The organism is Paenibacillus baimaensis (genome assembly GCF_025567575.1).
The window spans coordinates 112,927-132,609 of record NZ_JAOQIO010000007.1; the positions used below are offsets into that span (position 1 = coordinate 112,927).

Consider the following 19,683-nt stretch of genomic DNA (forward strand, 5'->3'; position numbering starts at 1 on the left):
GAATACCCATGAACAAATCACTTGTCTGTGTTACCCTGCTGCTTTCCATTTCGCTATCTGCCTGTGGATCCAAGAGCTCTGCACCACCAAGTACTCCAACTCCACCAGCAGCCAATCAAGGAGCTGGATCAACTACTGGCGGCGGCACCTCCACCACGGTTGATGCTAGTGCCATTTATAAGCAAAACTGTGTAAGCTGTCACGGTAATGCTCTGGAGGGGGCCGTTGGACCCAGCTTGCAAAAGGTCGGCGCCAAATACTCCAAGGACCAGCTTGCCACGATATTGAATAACGGAAAAGGGGCCATGCCCAGCTTTAAAGGCAAGCTTACGGATACTGAAATCGGTGCGATTGCGACCTGGCTGGCCGATAAAAAATAGGCATTCATTTGAATAACGCACACAAAAAGCCGTTCCCTGTTCTCTCCAGGAAACGGCTCTTGCTTTTGGACTACTTATGCTACTGTTGAGCAAATTTATACAGCCTGCTGTTTCAAGGCAACCTGTACCCGCTCGCCTACCTCGAAGGGCTCTGTAAATCCTGTGTGCACATCCCAGGTATGCCCGTTCACGTTAACCGCATAATGAATTTCTTTGCCTTGATATTGCACATTGACGATTTGTCCGGGCAATCCATGTCGATCTGATCGCTCCCTGCCATCTCTATGCAACAAAAACTGATCAGGTCTGACCGGATACAAGCCGCTGGCTTTGATCTCACCTGAAACTTCATTTCCTACCCATGCTGGTGCAGCCAGATTCTCGCTTCTCGGATGAAAAACGGCCCCGTCCCAGCTGCCTTCAACGAGATTGGCTTTGCTTACGAACCGGGCCACAAAGCTGCTTTGCGGCCGCAGGTATACGTCCTGAGGAGTTCCGATCTGCTCAATCCGCCCCTCATTCATGACTACAATCCGATCTGCCATCGCCAAGGCTTCCCCCTGATCATGCGTCACATAAACAATCGAGGCTTGACTCCGGCGATGAAGGCTTTGAATTTCCCGGCGCATCTCCAGACGCAGCATCGCGTCCAGGCTCGATAACGGCTCATCCATCAGCAGCAAGCTCGGTTTGGCTGCAACAGCGCGGGCAAAGGCAACCCGCTGCTTTTGTCCGCCGGACAGCTCATGCGGCATCCGATCTGCCAGCTGTGTCAGACCGACCATTTCCAATACCTCGGATATGCGTGATAGCTCATTCGCACGTGGTAAAGCAGCTTTGTTACTTTGATGACGCAATGGAAAACGGACATGCTCCTTGACACTCAGGTGCGGCCACAGCGCAAAGGATTGAAAAACCATGCCGATATTCCGATGCTCAGGCGGAACATTATGCCCGTTACCATCCACTGTTCTCCCTGCAATCCGTATCTCCCCGGCGGTTGTATGATCGAAGCCTGCCATAAGCCGCAGCAATGTCGTTTTGCCACAGCCTGACGGCCCCAGAATAGCGACAAATTCTCCCGATTGAATCTGCAGATCAATCCCCTTTAATACCTCCTGCGATCCGAAATGCTTCGTTACACGAATGATTTCCGTATTCACAATGCGCCTCCCTTTCTTTGGGCTGTCCACTTTACAGCCTGCAGCAGAATCATCAATATCATAATCAGGGCCACAATGACGCACGACAATGCGGTGGAATAATTCGTGCTGCCTGCCTGTTCAAAATTAAAAATAACGACACCAATCGTTTCCGATCCTGACGACCATAGCAAAGAGGATACCGTCAGCTCCGTCAAAGCGGACAAGAACACCAGCATTGACCCGGCTAATATCCCCGGAAGCGTCAGAGGAAGGAGAATTTTACGCCACACGCTGCTCCACCCTGCTCCTGATATCCGGGCGGCTTCCTCCGCTGAAGCATCGATCTGCTGAAATGCCGTCATACTGCTGCGCACCTGCAGCGTCATGAAACGGATCATATAAGCTATGAACAGAATTGCCATACTGCCGTAGATTCCTGGATTCCAGCCTGGAATCGGCTCCATCCAGGTAAGGATCATCGCTAAACCGAACACAATGCCCGGAAGCGCATATGGCAAACTGATCACCAGGTCCATACCTTTCACCAGCAGAGTAGGACGTTTTAACCGATAGTAAGCAAAGGCTGTTCCCAATATCATACACACGATTAAGGTGACCAACGATAATGTAAAGCTGTTGCCTATAGCATGGTGCGCCTTGGAGTTCTCCCACAAGACGAAGCGGTAATGATCCATTGTCGTATTATCCCAGCCAAACGGAAGTCCATAAGCTTTCTTTAAGGAATACATCAGCATCGAGACCAACGGCAAAAAGGTAATCACAGCCAGAAACAACCATACGAGCCCCGTCCACAGCCACTTTCTTTTGCCTAATTGAAACCGCGGCAGCATGTCCTCATATGCAGTTTCCGATGTCTTGTAGGAGCGCTGAACAAGCCATTGTATCGAAGTCCCGACTAAGGCGACGACTCCCAAAAGGACAGCTAATGCAGAGCTTCTCGCAAACGCACTGGGACCAAATCCGACTACCTGCTCATAAATCAACGTACTTAATACCGTAATATTAGCCGGAATTCCCAAAAAAGCAGGAATACCAAAGTTGTCAAGACTGGCCAGAAAAGCGAGCAAACCGCCGCTTGCAATACCCGGAATCGCCAGCGGCAGCGTGATGGTGCGAAATGTCGTCCATCTGCCCGCTCCACCTGAGCGACTTGCCCATTCCAGCTCTCGCGGAATTCGCCTGAGCACACCAACCGTTAGCAAATACACAAGCGGATAATGATGAATACCCATGACGAATATAATCCCCCCGTAGCTGTACATACTCCACGGCTTCATATCCTCGGAAAACAGATGCAGAAATTCAGCTATTGGCCCTTGTACACCTGTGAAAGAAGTCCAGGCCAATGTGACAACGTAAGAAGGAATGATAAATGAAAGCATGACAATCATATGAAGCCATGCCTTATGTGACAAGTTACTGTAGGCTATTAACCATGCCATGCCTACTCCTAAAATTAAAGCAACCAGGGTCGAACCGCTAATGATGATCAAGGTTGATTCCATCGTTTTCCATGTTCTTGCTTCACTCAACAGATCGATATAAACGCCAAGCCCTGTCCCTGTTTTGTGTACAAAGCTCAGCGCCATCAGCTTCATGATAGGGAAAACAAACATCAGAATGACAGAAACGAAACCTAATCCAAGAGCGATCCGTTGCAGCCAGACACGGGAAGCCAATCGGTTCGGAGCTTTATCGGCTCCTGACCCGTTCTTTCGAAGACCTGTCTGCTCAAGATTCGTATTCATATTTGTGTACTCGCGTCCTTCGTTAGCTTTATTGTCCGAATATGTCCGTGAATGCTTTTTTATCCTGATCGCGCGCTTCTACCAATTTAGCCAGATCACCGGATAATACCTTCATCTCGGAGAACGACTTTAAGCCGTCCGGCGCTTTGATACCTTCACGCAGCGGTGTGTACCCGATTTCTGCGGATATCTTCTGACCTTCTTCAGACAGTACAAAATCAACCAGTGCCTGTGCTGCTTTTTCATTAGCCGTGTTGTTCAGAATACCAATCGGCTCCGTAATAACCGGCACTCCCTCCGTTGGATAAATAAGCTCAACAGGGGAGCCCTTCTTTTTCTCACGCGGCACTAAATAATCAACCACCATAGCATAGGACTTGGCGCCTGTCGCTACTTCCTTGAGAACAGCACCATTCCCCTTGACTACAGAGATTTCGCTTGCTTTAAGCTGCTTGAAAAAGTCCCAGCCAAATTCATTCGTCCTTGTCATCACGCCTACATTGTAAGCAGCCGCTCCGGAATACAAGGGACTTGGCATAATAGCTGCACCTTTGTTTGCCGCTTCCGTCAACGTTTTCCATGAAGTAGGTAATGTTTTTACTTTTTGTGTATTAACAGCAAGTACCGTCGCTAAAATTTTCGTACCTTGATACATCCCATCCGGATCGGCAAATCCTTTTGGGATTTTGGCCAGCTCAGGCGATTTATACGATTTTAACAGCTTCTGCTGTTTAAGTGCCTCGAAGGTTACGGAATCTGCAACCAGTAACACATCCGCCTGGACTTTACCTGCCTGATTCTCAGCCTGCAGCTTGGCGATAACCTCTTCAGTCCCGGAACGGTACGTTTCCACCTTCACCTCAGGAAATTTCTTATTGAAAGCAGTGACCAGCTTCGTCACATCTTCTTCTGGCTGGGAGGTGTAAAAATTCAGCTTGCCGGCTACAGCTGCTTTCGTCTCCGCTACTCCGGAAGACGCTGCCTGAGAGGCGGACTTGTCTATATTGGTGGGCGATGTGCCGCAGCCACTGATGGTCCAAACCATGATGCAGGCGAGACTCATTGTGATCCATTTACTTTTATGCATTATCGGTATCTCTCCTCTTTTGTGCTATATTTCACCTTATTGTACAGCTCCACTATTAACGCAAGATCATACAAGCTTGATAGTTTTGTAAATTCTTAAGAAAATCTTCAGAATTCCCCCTACTTTATCTGAAGAACTTTTAGTTATGCTATAAGTAGTTCTTTTACAGGAGGGAATTCGTATGTTAGTAGAAACCAAGTCACAGGTACATGAAAAGCTATTGTTCTTATATAAATTTGTATGCTCACCCGGACAAATCGGAAGTGTAACGCCAAGCTCCCGTTATTTGGCCAATAAAATGGTCAGCTCCGTTCCGTGGGATCAGATAAGCAGCATCGCTGAGCTTGGTGCGGGTACAGGGGCCATTACGAAGCACATTCAGGCTGTCAGACAAGCAAATACAAAGGTACTGCTATTCGAAAAAGATCCGTATCTGCAGCAAGCACTGGAACGCCATTATCCGCAATTTGCTTGTTATTCCGATGGCCGTGACTTGTCGTTTGCGATGCGTCAGGAGTCCATCGAGCAGCTGGATGCAATCATATCCGGCCTGCCTTTTTTCAACTTTCCTCAAGCTATCAGGGATCAGCTGATGAACCAGATTGTCGCGTCACTGAAGACAGGGGGACTGTTTATCGCTTTTCAATACTCCTTGCAGATGAAATCACAGCTAAGTGAGTATTTTGATATCGAAGCTGTCCATTGGGTTCCCTTGAACCTGCCTCCGGCCTTCGTTTATGTGTGCCGCAAAAAAGGAGCTCGACAGTCATGAACTATGACACACTCGTATCCATGATTGAACATTATGGTTATGCAGCCTTGTTTTTTTCTTTATGGCTCGGGATTGTCGGTATGCCGATTCCTGACGAGGTGGTTGTGATGACTGGCGGGGCGGTTACGGGAAGTGGAATTCTGCAAGTGATTCCCGCTTTTGTGCTTACGTATTTAGGCGTCATATCCGGGTTATCCTTAGGTTATATACTGGGTCGATATGTGGGCACACCGGTTCTGGATAAACTGCGGCGCAAACCAAGGATGAATAAATGGATCGGCTTTTCGGAGCGATTAATCGTCAAGTATGGAAACTTCGCACTATGTATCAGCTATTTGCTTCCCGTAGTCCGGCACATCATGCCGTATCTGGTCGGGATCAATAAAATGAGTTTTAGACGTTATGCGCTGCTGTCCTATTCGTCCGGTCTTGTATGGACATTGATTTTTTTTACCGTGGGGCGCTTTGTTGGAAATCATGTGCAGGATGTCGGGGTTCTGGTTTATAATTACGGTATCCGGCTGTTAGGACTGCTGGGGTTGTGTATCGTTATTATCATTATCATACGGTTAGTTCGAAGGAGAGATCCGGCTCGATGAGTGTCACTATATTAGTTGCTGATGATGATCGGGATATTCGCGATGTCATCCACATTTATCTGCGCAATGAGGGGTACCAGGTTCTGGAAGCGGAGAATGGGAGTCAAGCTTTGACGATGGTTCAGCAGCATAAGATCGATTTGATCATATTGGATGTCATGATGCCGCTTCTCGATGGAATTACAGCTTGTCTCAAAATCCGTGAGGTATCCCATGTTCCCATTATTATGCTTTCCGCCAAGGAGGAGTATCTGGATAAAATCACCGGTCTCTCTACCGGGGCCGATGATTATGTGACCAAACCGTTCAACTCTCTGGAATTAATCGCAAGGGTGAAAGCCCAGCTGAGAAGACAGAACTTCACCGTTCATCCACAGGCCCAGAGCAGCTCCGAAATTGTTATTGATGAATTGGTCATAAGCAAAGATCATCACAGGACAACCGTACGTGGTCAAGTTATCTCATTAACACCCATTGAATTTTCCATCCTTGAGCTGCTTGCCACTCACCAAGGCCAAGTGTTCAGTATCGATAAAATTTATCAGAGCGTGTGGAAGGAACAAAATGAATTTTATTCGGAAAATACAGTTATGGTCCATATCCGAAATATTCGCGAGAAAATAGAAATCAATGCAAGAGAACCGCAATATATTAAAACCGTTTGGGGAGTGGGATATAAAATTGACAAATAAGCTATGGTCTCTCTTAAGCGGTAAAAAAAACATTCGAGGCCATATCCTTTGGGTGGTCATCCTGAGCTGGATTCTCGCAATGTTCATGACGATAGTATCTGATAATTTAGCCCTCCTCCTGCCTCCCTGGGCTGAATCCCTATCAAAACTTTTTAACTTGATCATGCTGATAGCCTGCTTTATTGTGTTCTTTTTTGTATTTACCCACCCTATCGTGCGTTACTTCAAAGCATTGACCGATGGATTACAATCGATCGCAAGCGGAGACTTAAGTTATCGGCTCCCCTTGTCCCGGCATGATGAGCTGGGGATTGTGGCTCACAATATTAATCAGATGGCAGAACGCTTGCAGATCCAGCAGGAACGGGAACGACAACTCGAGAAGTCGAAAATGGAGCTGATAACGTATGTATCCCACGATTTACGCACTCCGCTTACCAGTATCATTGGCTATCTCGATTTGCTAAAAACGCACACCTATCAGAGTGTGGCCGAACAGGAGCGTTATATTGACAACGCATTTAATAAAACCCAGCAGCTCAAAAAACTGATTGATGATCTGTTTGAGTATACGAGACTTACCGACGGTCATATTCAATTAGCGATTCAGCAGGTTGATATGAACAGTTTACTGGATCAAATGATCACTGAATTTGAGCCCGTTGCCAAGGAGCATGGAATTACTGTACGTACAAATTTGTTGTCGGCGCCCGTGATGCTGGATCTGGATATTGAAAAGATCGTCAGAGCTATTGATAATTTACTCATGAATGCCATGAAATTCTCGGACAGACCCGGTACCATCCAGGTATCACTTGATGCGGGAGCAGCTTCTGTTACCCTGAGCATTGAGAATAATGGAATCCCTATCTCTCCCGAGCAGGAAGAACAGCTATTTGAACGATTTTACAAAATAGAGCCGTCCCGAAATGATAACCAAATGCCCTCCGGGTCCGGCCTCGGGTTGTCCATTGCCAAACATATTGTTGAGCTGCATGGGGGACGCATCGGGCTTGAGCACAGAAACGGTCACTATCGATTTTTTATGGACCTGATGATTTCTGCTGCGGATCGGATTCCTTCGCATTCCGACAGAAGCGATCTGCAATAGCAAGGAAAATGATCACAGGAACCATCAGTATGGCATCCACAACCACGAAGCTCCAGTTCTTGCTTGCGATCATTTCATACCCTTTACTGTGAGGCATGTACAGGATCACAAGCAGAAACCAAATAGCTGATAGGATGTACGCGTAAATATAGGGTTTCATCAGTCAGATGTTGTTGTATCCACAACCTCGTCCTCATTGACGAGATGAGCCGGAATCGGAATCATATCCAGTCCGTAAGCCGTACTGAACAGCTGCCCGCCGGCTGCATCCGTTAAATCACCGCCAATGTATACGCCGCTATCATCGTCTTCATCCCCTTCTTCCGCTGTAATACCTTCGTCTGCCAACAGCAATTCCCCGCCATGAGCTTGCGCAATTTCCAATGCAGAAGTCAGCTCACTGTGATCCACGAACACTTGAACGATCCATTGACCTTCTTGTACATCCTGATGAGCATGATAGCCGATTTCCAATAACGTATCATAAGACAAGGCAGCCGCCCCGTCGTCTTGGAATCGAAATACAATAGGTACAGAACTCATTGACAAGCCTCCCTCTTTTTTCTCAAAATCCCTATATACCAAAGTTAGCTTTTCCCAAAATCAGCCTGTTATTCGGGTCTGCTATTTTCATTGGGTTTGGCAGCAGAGAAGTAAGTCGTCACAATCTGGATCCGGTCCTGGAGCTGGATGATTTCATTGATGAGTGAGCATACTTATAATCAATGGAAAGGAAGGTCCGATATGGAACGCCGAGTTATGATTACCAATCATCAAATGCTGGCATTAGTTGTGATCTCAACCATTGGAGCCTCAAGCTTATACGCTCAAGCGGCACTTGCCCATTATGCGGAACGCGACTCTTGGTATTTAGTATTGGTGGGTGGCGCCATTGGATTGTTCAACATGTTTGTATTTGTATGGCTGGACCGATTATTTCCCGGCAAAAATATGATTACAATCAGTATTTCCCTGTTAGGACGTTGGATCGGCAGTTTGGTCGCTGCTCTTATCATTTTTTATTTTATAGACGTATCCACATGGATACTTCGTGAGTTTTCTCAATTTTTTATTATTGCCCTTGATCCTACAACCCCACAAGTATGGTACATGATTGCCTGTGCAATTATGTGCTCTTATGCGGTTTATCATGGTCTTGAGGTGTTTGCCCGTGTATCTGAAATTATTTTCATTGTGATTATTTTCACATTTTTAGGTGTTTACCTGTTATTGGTCAATCAGTATCATCCCGAATACCTGCTTCCCATCTTGGAGAACGGATTCATTCAGCCTTTGAAGGGTCTGATGGTTGCTGTCTCCTGGTATGGTGATTTGATGTTTATTTCCATGATTCTCAAGCATGTTCGCAAGACTGGGCAAACCTCTTATTACGCAGTAGGTGCGGTTGGACTCATTGCCTGTTTACTGCTGTTATCGGTCTTGGCCTGCACGTTGATATTTGGTTGGAAAACGACATCAACTTTTACATACCCCAGCATCAGTCTCATACAAAACATACGAATCTTTACCAATATTGAACGATTCGATGCTGTGCTTATTGCGGTATGGGTGATGAGCTGCTTCATTAAGATTACGGTTTATTTCTGGTCAACCCTGCAGGGGATCACTGATTTGCTGCGAATTCAACACCCTCGAATGTTCATCGTACCTCTGGCTATCGGATTTGTCATATGCTCCAAATACAAAGTGTGGGGCCTTATCGAGTTAGCGGCCATCTATGATAAACAGGCCTGGTATTTTGTATCCTTTCAATTATTCATTCCTACCCTGCTGTTAGCAGTAGCCCTGTTGAAACTAAAAGTCTTTAAAAGTGGGTGAGCCTCATACAAACGAACAAAACCGCATTGACGGACAATATGTTGGATAATAAGCAATTGCTGTTGAATCAGCTTCAGCATACTGATGATCTGATTATGGCTGACTTATCCATGGATGCCGGGCAAGCCATAACAGTGTGTTATCTGGAAGGAATGACGGACTCCAAAAAGCTGGAGAAGATGTTGACGCTGTTTAAAGAAAATAAGGAAATGCTGTCCGCATTTCAAAAAGAGACCAAGGTATACACCATTGAGGATACTGCCGAACAACTCGTATCGGGGTTAACAGTACTACTTATTCCAGCTGAGGCATATGGAATCGCTATAGCTACATTTGGTGTTCAGCTGCGAAATGTGGATGAACCCGATAGTGAATCAACGGTGAAAGGACCACGAAGCGGGTTTACAGAATCGTTGCATAATAATATTGCATTGGTTAGATTTCATTTTCCATCAACGAATCTGAAGGTCGAATACCGGAAAGTCGGTTATTTAAGTAAAATGACTCTGGCTATCCTCTCAGTCAGTCAAATCACAAATCCCGACATTCTGAATGAGCTGCACCTCAGAATTGGTGAAATCCCGATAGATGCTATTTTGGGCAGCAATTATGTCGAGGAGTGGATCATTGATAACCCGTATACCTTATTTCCTTTAGTGGAGTCAACAGAAAGACCGGATCGGGTCATTGGCGCTTTGCTCGATGGAAGGATCGCCGTTGTGGCTCAAGGGACGCCTTTTGTCATTCTGCTGCCGTTTGTATTCCTGCAGGCGTTTCAAGTAAGCGAAGACTATAACTGGAATTTTTATATCGGCTCCTGTGTTCGCTTGCTTCGCTTATTTTGCGGCTTTCTCGGCTTGATCCTTCCCGCTTTTTATGTGGCCACGGTTACCTATCACCACGAACTCGTGCCAACTCCCTTATTGCAAAGCATAGCAGCGGCAAAAGAACCTGTTCCTTTTCCCGCGGTGCTAGAAAGCTTCATGATGATGTTTGCTTTTGAGATTATGCGTGAAGCCGGAGTTCGGATGCCCAAGCAGGTCGGTCAGGCTGTCAGTATTGTCGGTGCCCTTATCCTGGGGCAGGCCGCTGTTCAGGCCGGTATTGTCTCTCCGATCATGGTGATAATCGCTGCATTAACAGGGATTTGCACCTTTACACTTCCGCCTACGGCTATGAACTACACGATTCGTATTCTTCAGTTTGCCATGACGCTGCTTGCTTCCCTGTTAGGTTACGTTGGGATTATGGTGGGGATTATTATGCTGTTAACCTACTTGGCTTCACTTCGTTCCTTTGGCATTCCTTATTTGGGACCTGCTGCGCCGTTTGATATGGATCAATTGACCGATGTCATTATTCGGAGACCACATCCCGTCAACTATAAACGTCCGAGTATGTTCAGGCCCCTTAGCAGAACCCGCTTCAATGGTAAAAAAAGATGAAGCAGCGGACATGGAGCTTAGTGGTCATACTGGGCATATGCCTGATCAGTTCGGGCTGCAGAGGCAATATGGAGCTGAACGATTTGCACCTTGTCCATTCGATTGCCATTGACGAAGGAAGCAAGGGATTAATTAAACTTACAGCGGAAATAGCTGAGCTAACGCCAACTGGACAACAGCCAAAAGGGATGCATAACGGTACTTTTTTTCTTTCTGTTGAAGGGAATAGCTTGTTCGAGGCGGCCCGACTGATGAGGGCCAAATCGGATCGAACGCTGCTATGGGGACATACAACGGTTATCCTGTTCAGCAAAGCAGCCGCGAAAAATGGAATTAACAAACATATAGAAGCCTTACGCCGTTTAAAGCAGTTCCGTAATTCCACGCTGCTCTATGTCACGGATGGACATGCTTTTGAAGTCCTGCGGGTGTCCAAGCCGAACGGTCCGATTTTTTCACAAGTTCTGAGAGGTTTGTCACAGGGTGAGAAGAGCACCGCGTTCACGCAGCAAACGAGTTTGATTGATGTTTATAAAGAGCTTGTCAACCGTACCCATGATTTGACTATACCTGCACTCCAGGTTGTGAAGAACCCCATTCAAAGCAAGAAACAGCAGCTGCAAGCTATGGGTCTATATGCGTTTCAGGGCGAGCGGCTCATCGGTCTCATGAGTACAACGGAAACCAAGGGCTATTTGCGTGCACTTAACAAGATGGAGAGCTCCGTAGAAACCCTTACCTGTGGACCCAATCAAACCATCACATTTGAAAACATCAACAACAAAAGCCTTATAAAGCCAATTGTCGATGCCAACCTGAAACCAAAAACTCACATTGATATTTATGCGACCTTGAATATTACCGGGTATGAGTGTAAAGGTGCCCAAATCAATCCCGAGATCATCCTTGAATTGGAAAAAAAGCTAAATAAGGCAATCGCCAGTGACGTACAGCAATATATCCGCTATTCCCAAAAGCATAAGGTCGATTTGCTCGGTATCGGGGAAAAGATTCATCGCAGCTATCCTAAATATTGGAAAAAAATGCAAGCTTCATGGGACGATATCTACGCTGCGTCCCAATTCACAGTCACGGCCCATTGCCGAATTGACCACACCAATTTTATTTTCGAGATTGAGCCAAGTGTGGGTTAAGCTCGCACATCACTGCCTGGCTTCTTTAAGCGGGCCAAGCTTGTTTTAAACGTGTAAATCAGCTCGTAAATAATTGGTACGATGACAAGGGTCAAAATTGTGGAGGTTGTAAGACCTCCAATGACCACGACTGCCAATCCTTTAGAGATCAAGGTTCCTTTGGACAGACCTAACGCCAAAGGCATCAAAGCCAGTATGGTCGCACCTGCCGTCATGATTATCGGTCTTAATCGGGTCAATCCCGCTTCCACAAGCGATTCGCGCACAGAATGTCCTTCCTTGCTCAGCTGCTGAACCCGGTCAACCAGCACGATCGCATTCGTTACGACGATACCGATAAGCATCAGGAATCCGATCATCGAGGTCACATTGAGCGATTCTCCCGTGACCAGGAGACCCAGCAAGCCCCCAATAGCCGCCAGCGGCAGGGAAAATAGTATAGCGATTGGCGCACTGAGATTGCCGAAGGCAAGCACCATGACCAGAAATACGATAAAGATCGACACGGCCATTGCTGCGTACATTTGCAGGAAGCTATTGTCGATTTCCTGGGCTACACCCTTCACCTCACGGGTAACACCCGCCGGCAGCTCCAGCTTGCTCAGCTCTGTAGAAACCAGATTGCTAACGCCGCCTTTATCCTTGCTATCGATTTTGGCTGTTAGCTTCAGCACCTGCTTTTGCCCTTCGCGACTGATAACAATCGGTGCGTCGACAAGACGTATCCTGGCGATTTCATTCAGTTGGACCTTCAGACCGGTCTGTGTTTTCATGAGCAAGGTTCCCAGCTTGTCAATCGAGTTTTTGAATTGGGGGTCCAGCATAACCTTTGTCGTAAAGATGACATTATCAAAATTCAGGTCTCCCAGCTTCTCCTCTGAAATCCACTTATGCACATGATCCAGCACCTCTGCGGCAGTCAATCCATATACTCTTGCCTTGTTTTCATCAACGGTTACTTCAATCTCGCTTTTGGATTCGCTTAGACTGTCCTTAATATCAGAAAGCTCGGGAAAGGTGGACATCCTCTCTTTGACCAGAATCGCTGCCTGCTCCAGATTTCGCTGATCGCTTCCCAGCAAGGAATAAGAGAAATCGATGGCTCCACTGCTGTTTCCACCGCTTAACAGTACACCTCTAACAGTAGCGCCTTTGGGTAGCAAATTAAGAATTTCACTTTCATACTTTTTCACGATTTCATTGGCTGCTTTCTTGTTAAACACTTCCGTAAACATTGAGGTTATATAGGCAGTTCGCTCTCTGCCGAAGCTGTAGCCGACAAGTGATTCGTTGTACATAAAGATCGGCTTGCCGTCGGTATCCACAGCCTCTCTGAGCATGGCTTCTATTTCTCTGGATTTGGCATTCATCGATTCCAGCGACGTTTCCCGCGGCAGCTTGATTTGATAAAGCATTTGTCCATCCGACTCCTCCTCCGGCATAAAGCTTATCGCCAGCTGTGGAACAATCAGCCCTATTGATAAAATAAACAAGAGTGCAGCCATGATCAGCGTCTTGATCCGATGATGGAGCGACCATAACAGCGCCCTTTTATAGCGTTCTGTTGTCCAGGTAACTCGGTTCTCATCATGCCGGGGAATGCTGCTGTTCATGACCATAAGCTTGGCCAGCATCGGAATCACGGTCAATGCGACCAATAGTGAGGACAGCAGCGCACAAGCCAATGTTAATGCAAATGGACGGAATACCTCGCCGATTTCCCCACTCACGAAAGCAATCGGAGCGAATACGCCAACTGTTGTAATGGTTGAGGACGTAATAGCTGATGACACCTGCCGGGTCGCCAGCTTGATCACCGATTCGTTGCGCCTTTGTGCTTTTTGCAATTGGCTGTAGATGTTTTCTATAACGACAATACTATCATCGACAACACGGCCAACGGCTATGGCCAAACCGCCTAGAGTCATGATGTTCAGGGAAATGCCAAGTGGGTTCATGAACAGGAGAGTGATCAAAATAGACAATGGAATGGAAACCAGTACAATGAAGGTCATACGTACATTTCTTAGAAACAATAAAATCATCATCGATGCCAATAGTGCTCCGAGTGACCCCTCCTGCACCATTCCATGAACAGATTGATTAATCGTAACCGCTGTATTCAACACAATATGAAATTTCACGCCGGGCAAGGTTCGCTCCCACTCGGCCATCATCTGCTCCGCCGTACTGGCGATTTGCACTTCATTGGCCCCTTTGGCTTTATACAGCTGCACGCCAATTGCCGGCTTATCATCCAACCTGGCTATGAACGCAGACTCGTTGATCGCTTCGATTGTGGCAAGCTGATTAAGTAGCAACGTATCGCCGCGAGGCGTAGTTATGGGAAGATGATTCAGGCTGTACAAGGAGTTGAGCTGCCCCTTGACACGAACCATATGCGTATTTCCGCTTAAATCAAGCAATCCCGCCGGACTGGAAACCAGCGAAGCCTGCAGCAGATCGCTAACCTGAGAAGGCGTAAGCCCGTAATTATTGATCGCTGCTGCATCGAGCCTGATCGTTAACACACTTTCCTGGTTACCGACGGAATCAACGTGGTCGACCCCCCGAATCGATTCAAAGCCTGGAAGAATGGTATCCTTATACACTTTGTCCAGCTCGTTTTGGTTCATACCCTCATTTCCGTATACAGCCATGTAATAAATAACGCTTGAGGTGAAGCCTTCGGTAAGCACCTGAGGTTTTTCAGCGCCTTGCGGAATGCGGACGTTAACGACTGCGCTTTCTACCTCCTTCCTTAGATCGTCCAGCTTCTTGCCCTGCTCAAATTCCAAAACGATTTGAGCGTAATTATCCTGTGAAGTGGACATCAGGCTCTTCAAGCCTGCTATGCCAGAGACGGCTTTTTCAATAGGCTTGGTGACCTTTTCCATAATATCCTGAGGTGGGGCCGTATACTGGACCGTGACGTAAACGACAGACGATGAAATATCCGGCATCAGCTCTACCCTCAAGGTTGTTGCTGAATAACTGCCTCCCAGCAGGAGCAGCAGCATAATTATGACAACAGCCGCTATATTTTTCATAGAAAAATGGGTTAACTTATACATCCTCTCGACTCCTCCGCTACCAGCAATTCGCAACTGAACCGTAATGTTCATTAGCTTAGCTTATAAATCTGCGGATAAAGTTGGGAAATTTCTTAATTTATTCTGAATTATAGCGGTCCCAATCAAAAACCGACCCTACCCAGCTTACAGGAGGATCGGCTTTTGATATGCTTCATTAGACTCGAACAGTTTTGACAGCTTCAAGGGCTTTCAGTGTTTCCCTTATAAATGCAGACTCATCCTTAGGTGTACGCGACGTTATAAAATTGCGATCAACTACAACCTCGGCATCCTTAAAGCTCGCTCCTGCGTTGGTCAGATCATCCTGTAGAGGCGGGTAGCTCGTCATCGTACGTCCTTGGGTCAGCTTGGCACTGATCAGAATTTGCGGTCCATGACATATGGCGGATATCGGCTTGCCCTGTTTATCGATCTCTCGAACGAATGACTGGATGTCGGGATCGAGCCTGAGCTGCTCTGGGGAAGAGCCTCCGGGAATCACAACAGCGTCAAAACTTGCAGGATCCGCATCCTTGGCAGCCTTCTCGCTCACATAGGTGGCCTTCTTCTGCTTGCCCTCCAATTTCTCACCCGCTTTTAATCCGATAATAACCGTGTCATGTCCAGCTTTGCGCACAGCCTCATATGGCTCCTGCATCTCACTATCCTCAAATTGGGGTCCCAACAAAAATGCTACTCTTGCCATAATCAACGTCTCCTTTCAGTGATGGGATTGTTGTTAAAGCCTATGTCATTTTACCCCATTCCTCCAGCTATTAATCAACGGTTGATTCGCCTTAGGGGTGTTATGGTATACTGTAGGCAGTTCCTGGTAAATCGTTTTGAAGATCATTACTTCGACAATTTAAAGGAGGTCAACTTATGACTATTGCATCTATTGTTATTATTGTGCTTCTCGTTATTGTCGTCGTCGTCATTAGCAATGCCACTATACGCAAATCCAATCAAGACAATTTCTCCAGTCGTAATCGTCACAAACGTCATAAGCCCACGGCGCCAAGAAGAAAGGTTCAGCCACCGCAAGCCTTGTATGCGGATACTCCGATACCTTCCCTGCTTGGTATCCAGCCAACACTGCCCATCAAGCAAGCCGTGCTTCGTCTGGAACAAGCATTAGCCGGAGAATTTACAGCCAAGCTCAAAACCCGCATGCTGAACAAGCAGCCGCAAATGTCGCCAGCAGAATTTGAATGGAAATTTCTTGAGCTGAAACGTTATTTTTTGATGACTGCGGTGTTGAAGGATGTTCCGATGTTCAGCGATGCTGTTGACGAGATCTGGCATGAAATGCTGATGTTTACACGTGAGTACGGCCAGCTGGGAGAAGCTTTTCTCGGTTCCCCCATCCATCACGCCCCACATACAGATGGAGTACCGGACCCTGATGGCCGGGCTTGGTTCGATTGGGTATACGCCCACATGTTCATCGATACGGCTTATTCCAACCGGATCTGGGGGCCCTTTTTCCGGTTTCCGTTAAATTCCGAAAGGCTTGAGGAGCTTAAGCAGGCTGATGAGACGGCAATACGGGCCCGCAGATTCAATCAACGCGCCGCGGAACGTTATTCCGAGATCAATGAAACGATCAACGAGCTCATACGTCAGGCCAAAGAACAAGTAACCAAGGCCATTCCCGGCACCACCTACTACACAGAGCGTCCCGATTCCCAATCTGCGGGCTATATGCCTTATTTGGCTGGAGCCTTATTATTCTACTCCGCCACCCAGTTCGGCAGCTTCGATTCCTTCATGGGACAGCATTACACCGAGGAGGACGCCTTGAAGCGCGAACAAGACGCTGCAGCCTCGGGCGGCGGATCATCTTGCGGCAGTGATTCAAGTTCATTATTCCACGGCAATGGAAATGAAAGCAATTGCAGCAATGATAGCGGGGGCGATAGCGGCGGTTCCTCTTCCAACTGCTCATCGTCAAGCTGCTCCTCTTCCTCAAGTTGTGGAGGTGGGGGAGGCGGCGATTAACACATCAGTTGAGAATTACCATTACTCATTCCACCAAAGCCAGGAGGATCACATTGTCACTCATCGGTGAAGAACGCAAACGCACCATTATTGAGCTTCTGGACAATAACGGCGAGGTCACCACAGCTGAGCTCGTCAGCTTATTACAGGTATCCAAGGAAACGATACGCAGATATCTGGACGATCTTGAAGCTCAAGGGAAGCTAAGAAAAATTTACGGTGGAGCTGTTAAACGGAGCTATGCTCAGGAGGAGCCCCCTTACCTGGATCGAGTCACCCTGTATCAGAAGCAAAAAACACAAATAGGCCGCCTATCGGCTGGCCTTGTGAAGGACGGAGATGTCCTTTTTTTGGACGAAGGCACGACTTCAATTTCCATCGTTCCTTATTTGAACCAACATGATCTTACGATCATAACACATTCATTTCCCATATCGACCCTATTGATCGAAAGAAGCAATCGTCATACATTTAAAGGACGCGTGCTGTTTCTTGGTGGCGAAATCAGTGTCAAGCAGGCACGCTGTTCCGGGTCCATCACGGAAACCATGCTGAGCCACTACTACGTGGATAAAGCATTCATTTCTGTTGATGGTCTTCATCCTGAAGCAGGCATTACAAGTATGGACGAAGGCAAAGCCCTCATTTCCCGAAAAGCTATCGAGCAGACGAATGACGTAATCGTTATCACCGATTCCTCCAAGCTGGGTCAACGCTTTCCTTATAAAATTAGCGATTCAGAGCATATATCACGAATAGTGTGTGATCTGGAGCCTCCCGAAGAATGGAAGACGGCATTGAAGGAGCATACTATCGAATGGCTGACGGCAGCTGAGCTTTAAACAAAGCCGTTTAATCGGCTGCCGATGGTGCTGTATGCTTTTCATTGGCAAATAATCCAATTGGCAGCTTGGCATCCCAAGCAGCAGGCGCTTGAAGCCCGAGAGCATGTGCAACGACAGCGGCCGTATCCGTGATTGTAAGTCCTGAAAGCGCTGCCTCTGTCTGGATGCCGGGACCGATACATCCCCAAAAAATCGTTGTGTCGAGTGGATGATCACTGCCATGGTCCTGTGGTTGAATCCCTCCGCCTCCGTGATCGGTTACGATGATGATCAGGCTGTCATCCCAGATTCCCGCTGCCTCAATCGCATCGAGAATGATCCCCGTGTGGGCATCCGTCATCTCAATTCCGTGAATCTGTTCCGGCGTATTGAAGCCATGTCGGTGCCCCATTGCGTCTGGCCAATCCAAATCAATATACATCAACAGCAAATCCGGATTGTCGCGAATATAGCTCGCAGCCGCAAGAGCCAGCTCACCATCCACAGCAATATTTACTTTATGTACCTCAAGTGAACGTTCAATAATGCCGTCATTAATCGGCTGCCAGGCGCTGAAGGAGGCCAGCTTTTTATGTGGATAGGCTTCCCTTGCCAATCTAAAGATCGATGGGAACTCGGAATCCTCGGGAAAGCTTGCCGTAGCTGCCAAGTCATTGGTAAGTCCATGCTTCTCCGGGACAACTCCATGCAACAGAGCCCCCCAGCATTGGGCACTGATCGAGGGTACTACCGTCTGAGCCTCCAAGGTAAAAGCTCCTGTCTGAATGAATCGATCCAAATGGGGAGTATGTGCCCCTTGCACAAAAGTTCCCGCCCCGTCCCATCCAATAATAATGACACGATTAATGTTCTTCAATACCCATCACGCTCCTGGAATATGATTATGGGCTTCCCCAAATACCAACCGAAATGACCCCTGCCGTTATCACACCCGATAAAATGATGCGGCGCAGTCCATCCGATTCTTTTAATAAAATGATGCCAAATAAGGCACCGAAAACGGTTCCAATCTCGCGCATAGGCGCTAAATACGATAAAGGCGCAAGCTGCATAGCAAATAAAAACAGCAGGTACGAGCCTGGTGAGCATACCGTTCCCAGTAGAATCGTCTTGAAGTTCAGCTTCCATTCCTGTTTGATCAAGCCGGAACGAAGCGCAATCGGACTAAGCACAAGCAGGTACGCGATATTCGCAAGCTCGATTAAAGCTACTGGCGAGAGCGTCTGTAGTACTATTTTGTCAGTCATGACATAACCGGTGATGCATAACCCTACCGCAAACACAGGTAACATATTGCGAATGGCAGGCGCTTCCTTTTCTTGTTTTCGGGTAAATCCACCGAGTGCGAACAGACCGAGAACGATACCGCACACGCCTGCCCATCCCACAGGTGTCATCGTTTCACCCATGAACAGCACACTTAAAATCGGCACAAGCAGCGCACCCGTTCCACGCATAATGGGATACGTTTGTGACATATCTCCAAGCCGATATACAATCGGAAGCAAAAAGCAGTATGCCATTTGAAATGCCATGGACAGCAGCATAAGCGCCAACACGGCCGGGGTAAGCTGCGCCTGCCACAATTCACTAACAAATTGGGGCAATAATAACACAAACGATGTAATGTGGATCGACCATAGGAATACAATTTTATTAGTGCTGGTTTTGGTAAATAAGTTCCAGACTGCGTGCATCAGCCCAGAGCCAATCACGAGTATAAAAGCGATAACGATGACCACTTCTCCTCCTTTCTCAAAGATGAATGCT

At 47.2% G+C, this 19,683-nt stretch carries 18 protein-coding genes; 10 read left to right on the plus strand and 8 right to left on the minus strand.

Annotated features, from left to right (window positions below):
* Positions 1–8 precede the first annotated feature (8 nt).
* Complete coding sequence (locus OB236_RS02270) at positions 9–380, plus strand: c-type cytochrome (protein WP_076228169.1); 372 nt, start codon at positions 9–11, stop codon at positions 378–380.
* Positions 381–475: 95 nt separating this feature from the next.
* Here the strand turns inward: OB236_RS02270 and OB236_RS02275 are convergent, their stop codons facing one another.
* From OB236_RS02275 to OB236_RS02285, 3 genes are read right to left on the minus strand one after another with little or no spacing between them, the layout of a single operon-like run.
* Positions 476–1,543: an ABC transporter ATP-binding protein gene (locus tag OB236_RS02275; RefSeq protein ID WP_262682502.1), complete on the minus strand. Its 1,068-nt coding sequence runs from the start codon at positions 1,541–1,543 to the stop codon at positions 476–478.
* Complete coding sequence (locus OB236_RS02280; RefSeq protein WP_262682504.1) at positions 1,540–3,294, minus strand: ABC transporter permease; 1,755 nt, start codon at positions 3,292–3,294, stop codon at positions 1,540–1,542. The genes OB236_RS02275 and OB236_RS02280 overlap by 4 nt, the downstream gene beginning before the upstream one ends.
* 28 nt (positions 3,295–3,322) lie before the next feature.
* On the minus strand, positions 3,323–4,381 hold the full coding sequence (locus OB236_RS02285) for an ABC transporter substrate-binding protein (RefSeq protein ID WP_076228176.1): 1,059 nt from the start codon (positions 4,379–4,381) through the stop codon (positions 3,323–3,325).
* A 181-nt stretch (positions 4,382–4,562) separates the two neighbouring features.
* On the opposite strand from OB236_RS02285, the gene OB236_RS02290 reads away from it, so the two are divergent.
* Genes OB236_RS02290 through OB236_RS02305 form a run of 4 tightly spaced genes read left to right on the plus strand, consistent with a single transcriptional unit; the run spans position 4,563 to position 7,555 of the window.
* Positions 4,563–5,153, plus strand: a complete 591-nt coding sequence (locus OB236_RS02290; RefSeq protein WP_262682506.1) for a class I SAM-dependent methyltransferase — start codon at positions 4,563–4,565, stop codon at positions 5,151–5,153.
* Positions 5,150–5,752 carry a DedA family protein gene (locus OB236_RS02295; protein WP_076228181.1) on the plus strand — a complete coding sequence of 201 codons (603 nt, stop codon included), beginning with the start codon at positions 5,150–5,152 and terminating at the stop codon, positions 5,750–5,752. The genes OB236_RS02290 and OB236_RS02295 overlap by 4 nt, the downstream gene beginning before the upstream one ends.
* Positions 5,749–6,444: a response regulator transcription factor gene (locus OB236_RS02300; RefSeq protein WP_076228183.1), complete on the plus strand. Its 696-nt coding sequence runs from the start codon at positions 5,749–5,751 to the stop codon at positions 6,442–6,444. The genes OB236_RS02295 and OB236_RS02300 overlap by 4 nt, the downstream gene beginning before the upstream one ends.
* Positions 6,434–7,555, plus strand: a complete 1,122-nt coding sequence (locus tag OB236_RS02305; RefSeq protein WP_262682509.1) for a sensor histidine kinase — start codon at positions 6,434–6,436, stop codon at positions 7,553–7,555. The genes OB236_RS02300 and OB236_RS02305 overlap by 11 nt, the downstream gene beginning before the upstream one ends.
* A 159-nt stretch (positions 7,556–7,714) precedes the next feature.
* On the opposite strand, the gene OB236_RS02310 is transcribed toward OB236_RS02305, so the two are convergent.
* On the minus strand, positions 7,715–8,098 hold the full coding sequence (locus OB236_RS02310) for a DNA/RNA helicase (protein WP_262682511.1): 384 nt from the start codon (positions 8,096–8,098) through the stop codon (positions 7,715–7,717).
* 201 nt (positions 8,099–8,299) lie between these two features.
* Here OB236_RS02310 and OB236_RS02315 point away from each other — a divergent pair, with 201 nt between their 5' ends.
* From OB236_RS02315 to OB236_RS02325, 3 genes are read left to right on the plus strand one after another with little or no spacing between them, the layout of a single operon-like run.
* The gene (locus OB236_RS02315; RefSeq protein ID WP_262682512.1) at positions 8,300–9,394 is read left to right on the plus strand and encodes a GerAB/ArcD/ProY family transporter; all 1,095 of its coding nucleotides are present in this window, start codon (positions 8,300–8,302) and stop codon (positions 9,392–9,394) included.
* Positions 9,391–10,839 carry a spore germination protein gene (locus tag OB236_RS02320; protein WP_262682513.1) on the plus strand — a complete coding sequence of 483 codons (1,449 nt, stop codon included), beginning with the start codon at positions 9,391–9,393 and terminating at the stop codon, positions 10,837–10,839. Before OB236_RS02315 ends, OB236_RS02320 begins: the two co-directional genes overlap by 4 nt.
* A complete protein-coding gene (locus OB236_RS02325; protein WP_262682515.1) occupies positions 10,836–11,993 on the plus strand; it encodes a Ger(x)C family spore germination protein in 1,158 nt (385 codons plus the stop codon). Before OB236_RS02320 ends, OB236_RS02325 begins: the two co-directional genes overlap by 4 nt.
* Here the strand turns inward: OB236_RS02325 and OB236_RS02330 are convergent.
* Both OB236_RS02330 and OB236_RS02335 read right to left on the minus strand, forming a co-directional pair.
* A complete protein-coding gene (locus OB236_RS02330; RefSeq protein WP_262682517.1) occupies positions 11,990–15,067 on the minus strand; it encodes an efflux RND transporter permease subunit in 3,078 nt (1,025 codons plus the stop codon). The two genes, OB236_RS02325 and OB236_RS02330, sit on opposite strands and share 4 nt — an antisense overlap.
* Positions 15,068–15,242: 175 nt before the next feature.
* Positions 15,243–15,773, minus strand: coding sequence for a type 1 glutamine amidotransferase domain-containing protein (locus tag OB236_RS02335; RefSeq protein ID WP_262682518.1), 531 nt, complete (start codon positions 15,771–15,773; stop codon positions 15,243–15,245).
* A gap of 176 nt (positions 15,774–15,949) precedes the next feature.
* Between OB236_RS02335 and OB236_RS02340 the strand changes: the two genes are divergently transcribed.
* Complete coding sequence (locus OB236_RS02340) at positions 15,950–17,068, plus strand: glycine-rich domain-containing protein (RefSeq protein ID WP_076228204.1); 1,119 nt, start codon at positions 15,950–15,952, stop codon at positions 17,066–17,068.
* A 53-nt stretch (positions 17,069–17,121) separates the two neighbouring features.
* On the plus strand, positions 17,122–17,910 hold the full coding sequence (locus OB236_RS02345) for a DeoR/GlpR family DNA-binding transcription regulator (protein ID WP_262682519.1): 789 nt from the start codon (positions 17,122–17,124) through the stop codon (positions 17,908–17,910).
* Positions 17,911–17,920: 10 nt separating this feature from the next.
* On the opposite strand, the gene OB236_RS02350 is transcribed toward OB236_RS02345, so the two are convergent.
* Positions 17,921–18,769: an alkaline phosphatase family protein gene (locus OB236_RS02350; protein ID WP_262682521.1), complete on the minus strand. Its 849-nt coding sequence runs from the start codon at positions 18,767–18,769 to the stop codon at positions 17,921–17,923.
* Positions 18,770–18,794: 25 nt separating this feature from the next.
* The gene (locus OB236_RS02355) at positions 18,795–19,655 is read right to left on the minus strand and encodes an EamA family transporter (RefSeq protein ID WP_262682522.1); all 861 of its coding nucleotides are present in this window, start codon (positions 19,653–19,655) and stop codon (positions 18,795–18,797) included.
* Positions 19,656–19,683 lie beyond the last annotated feature (28 nt).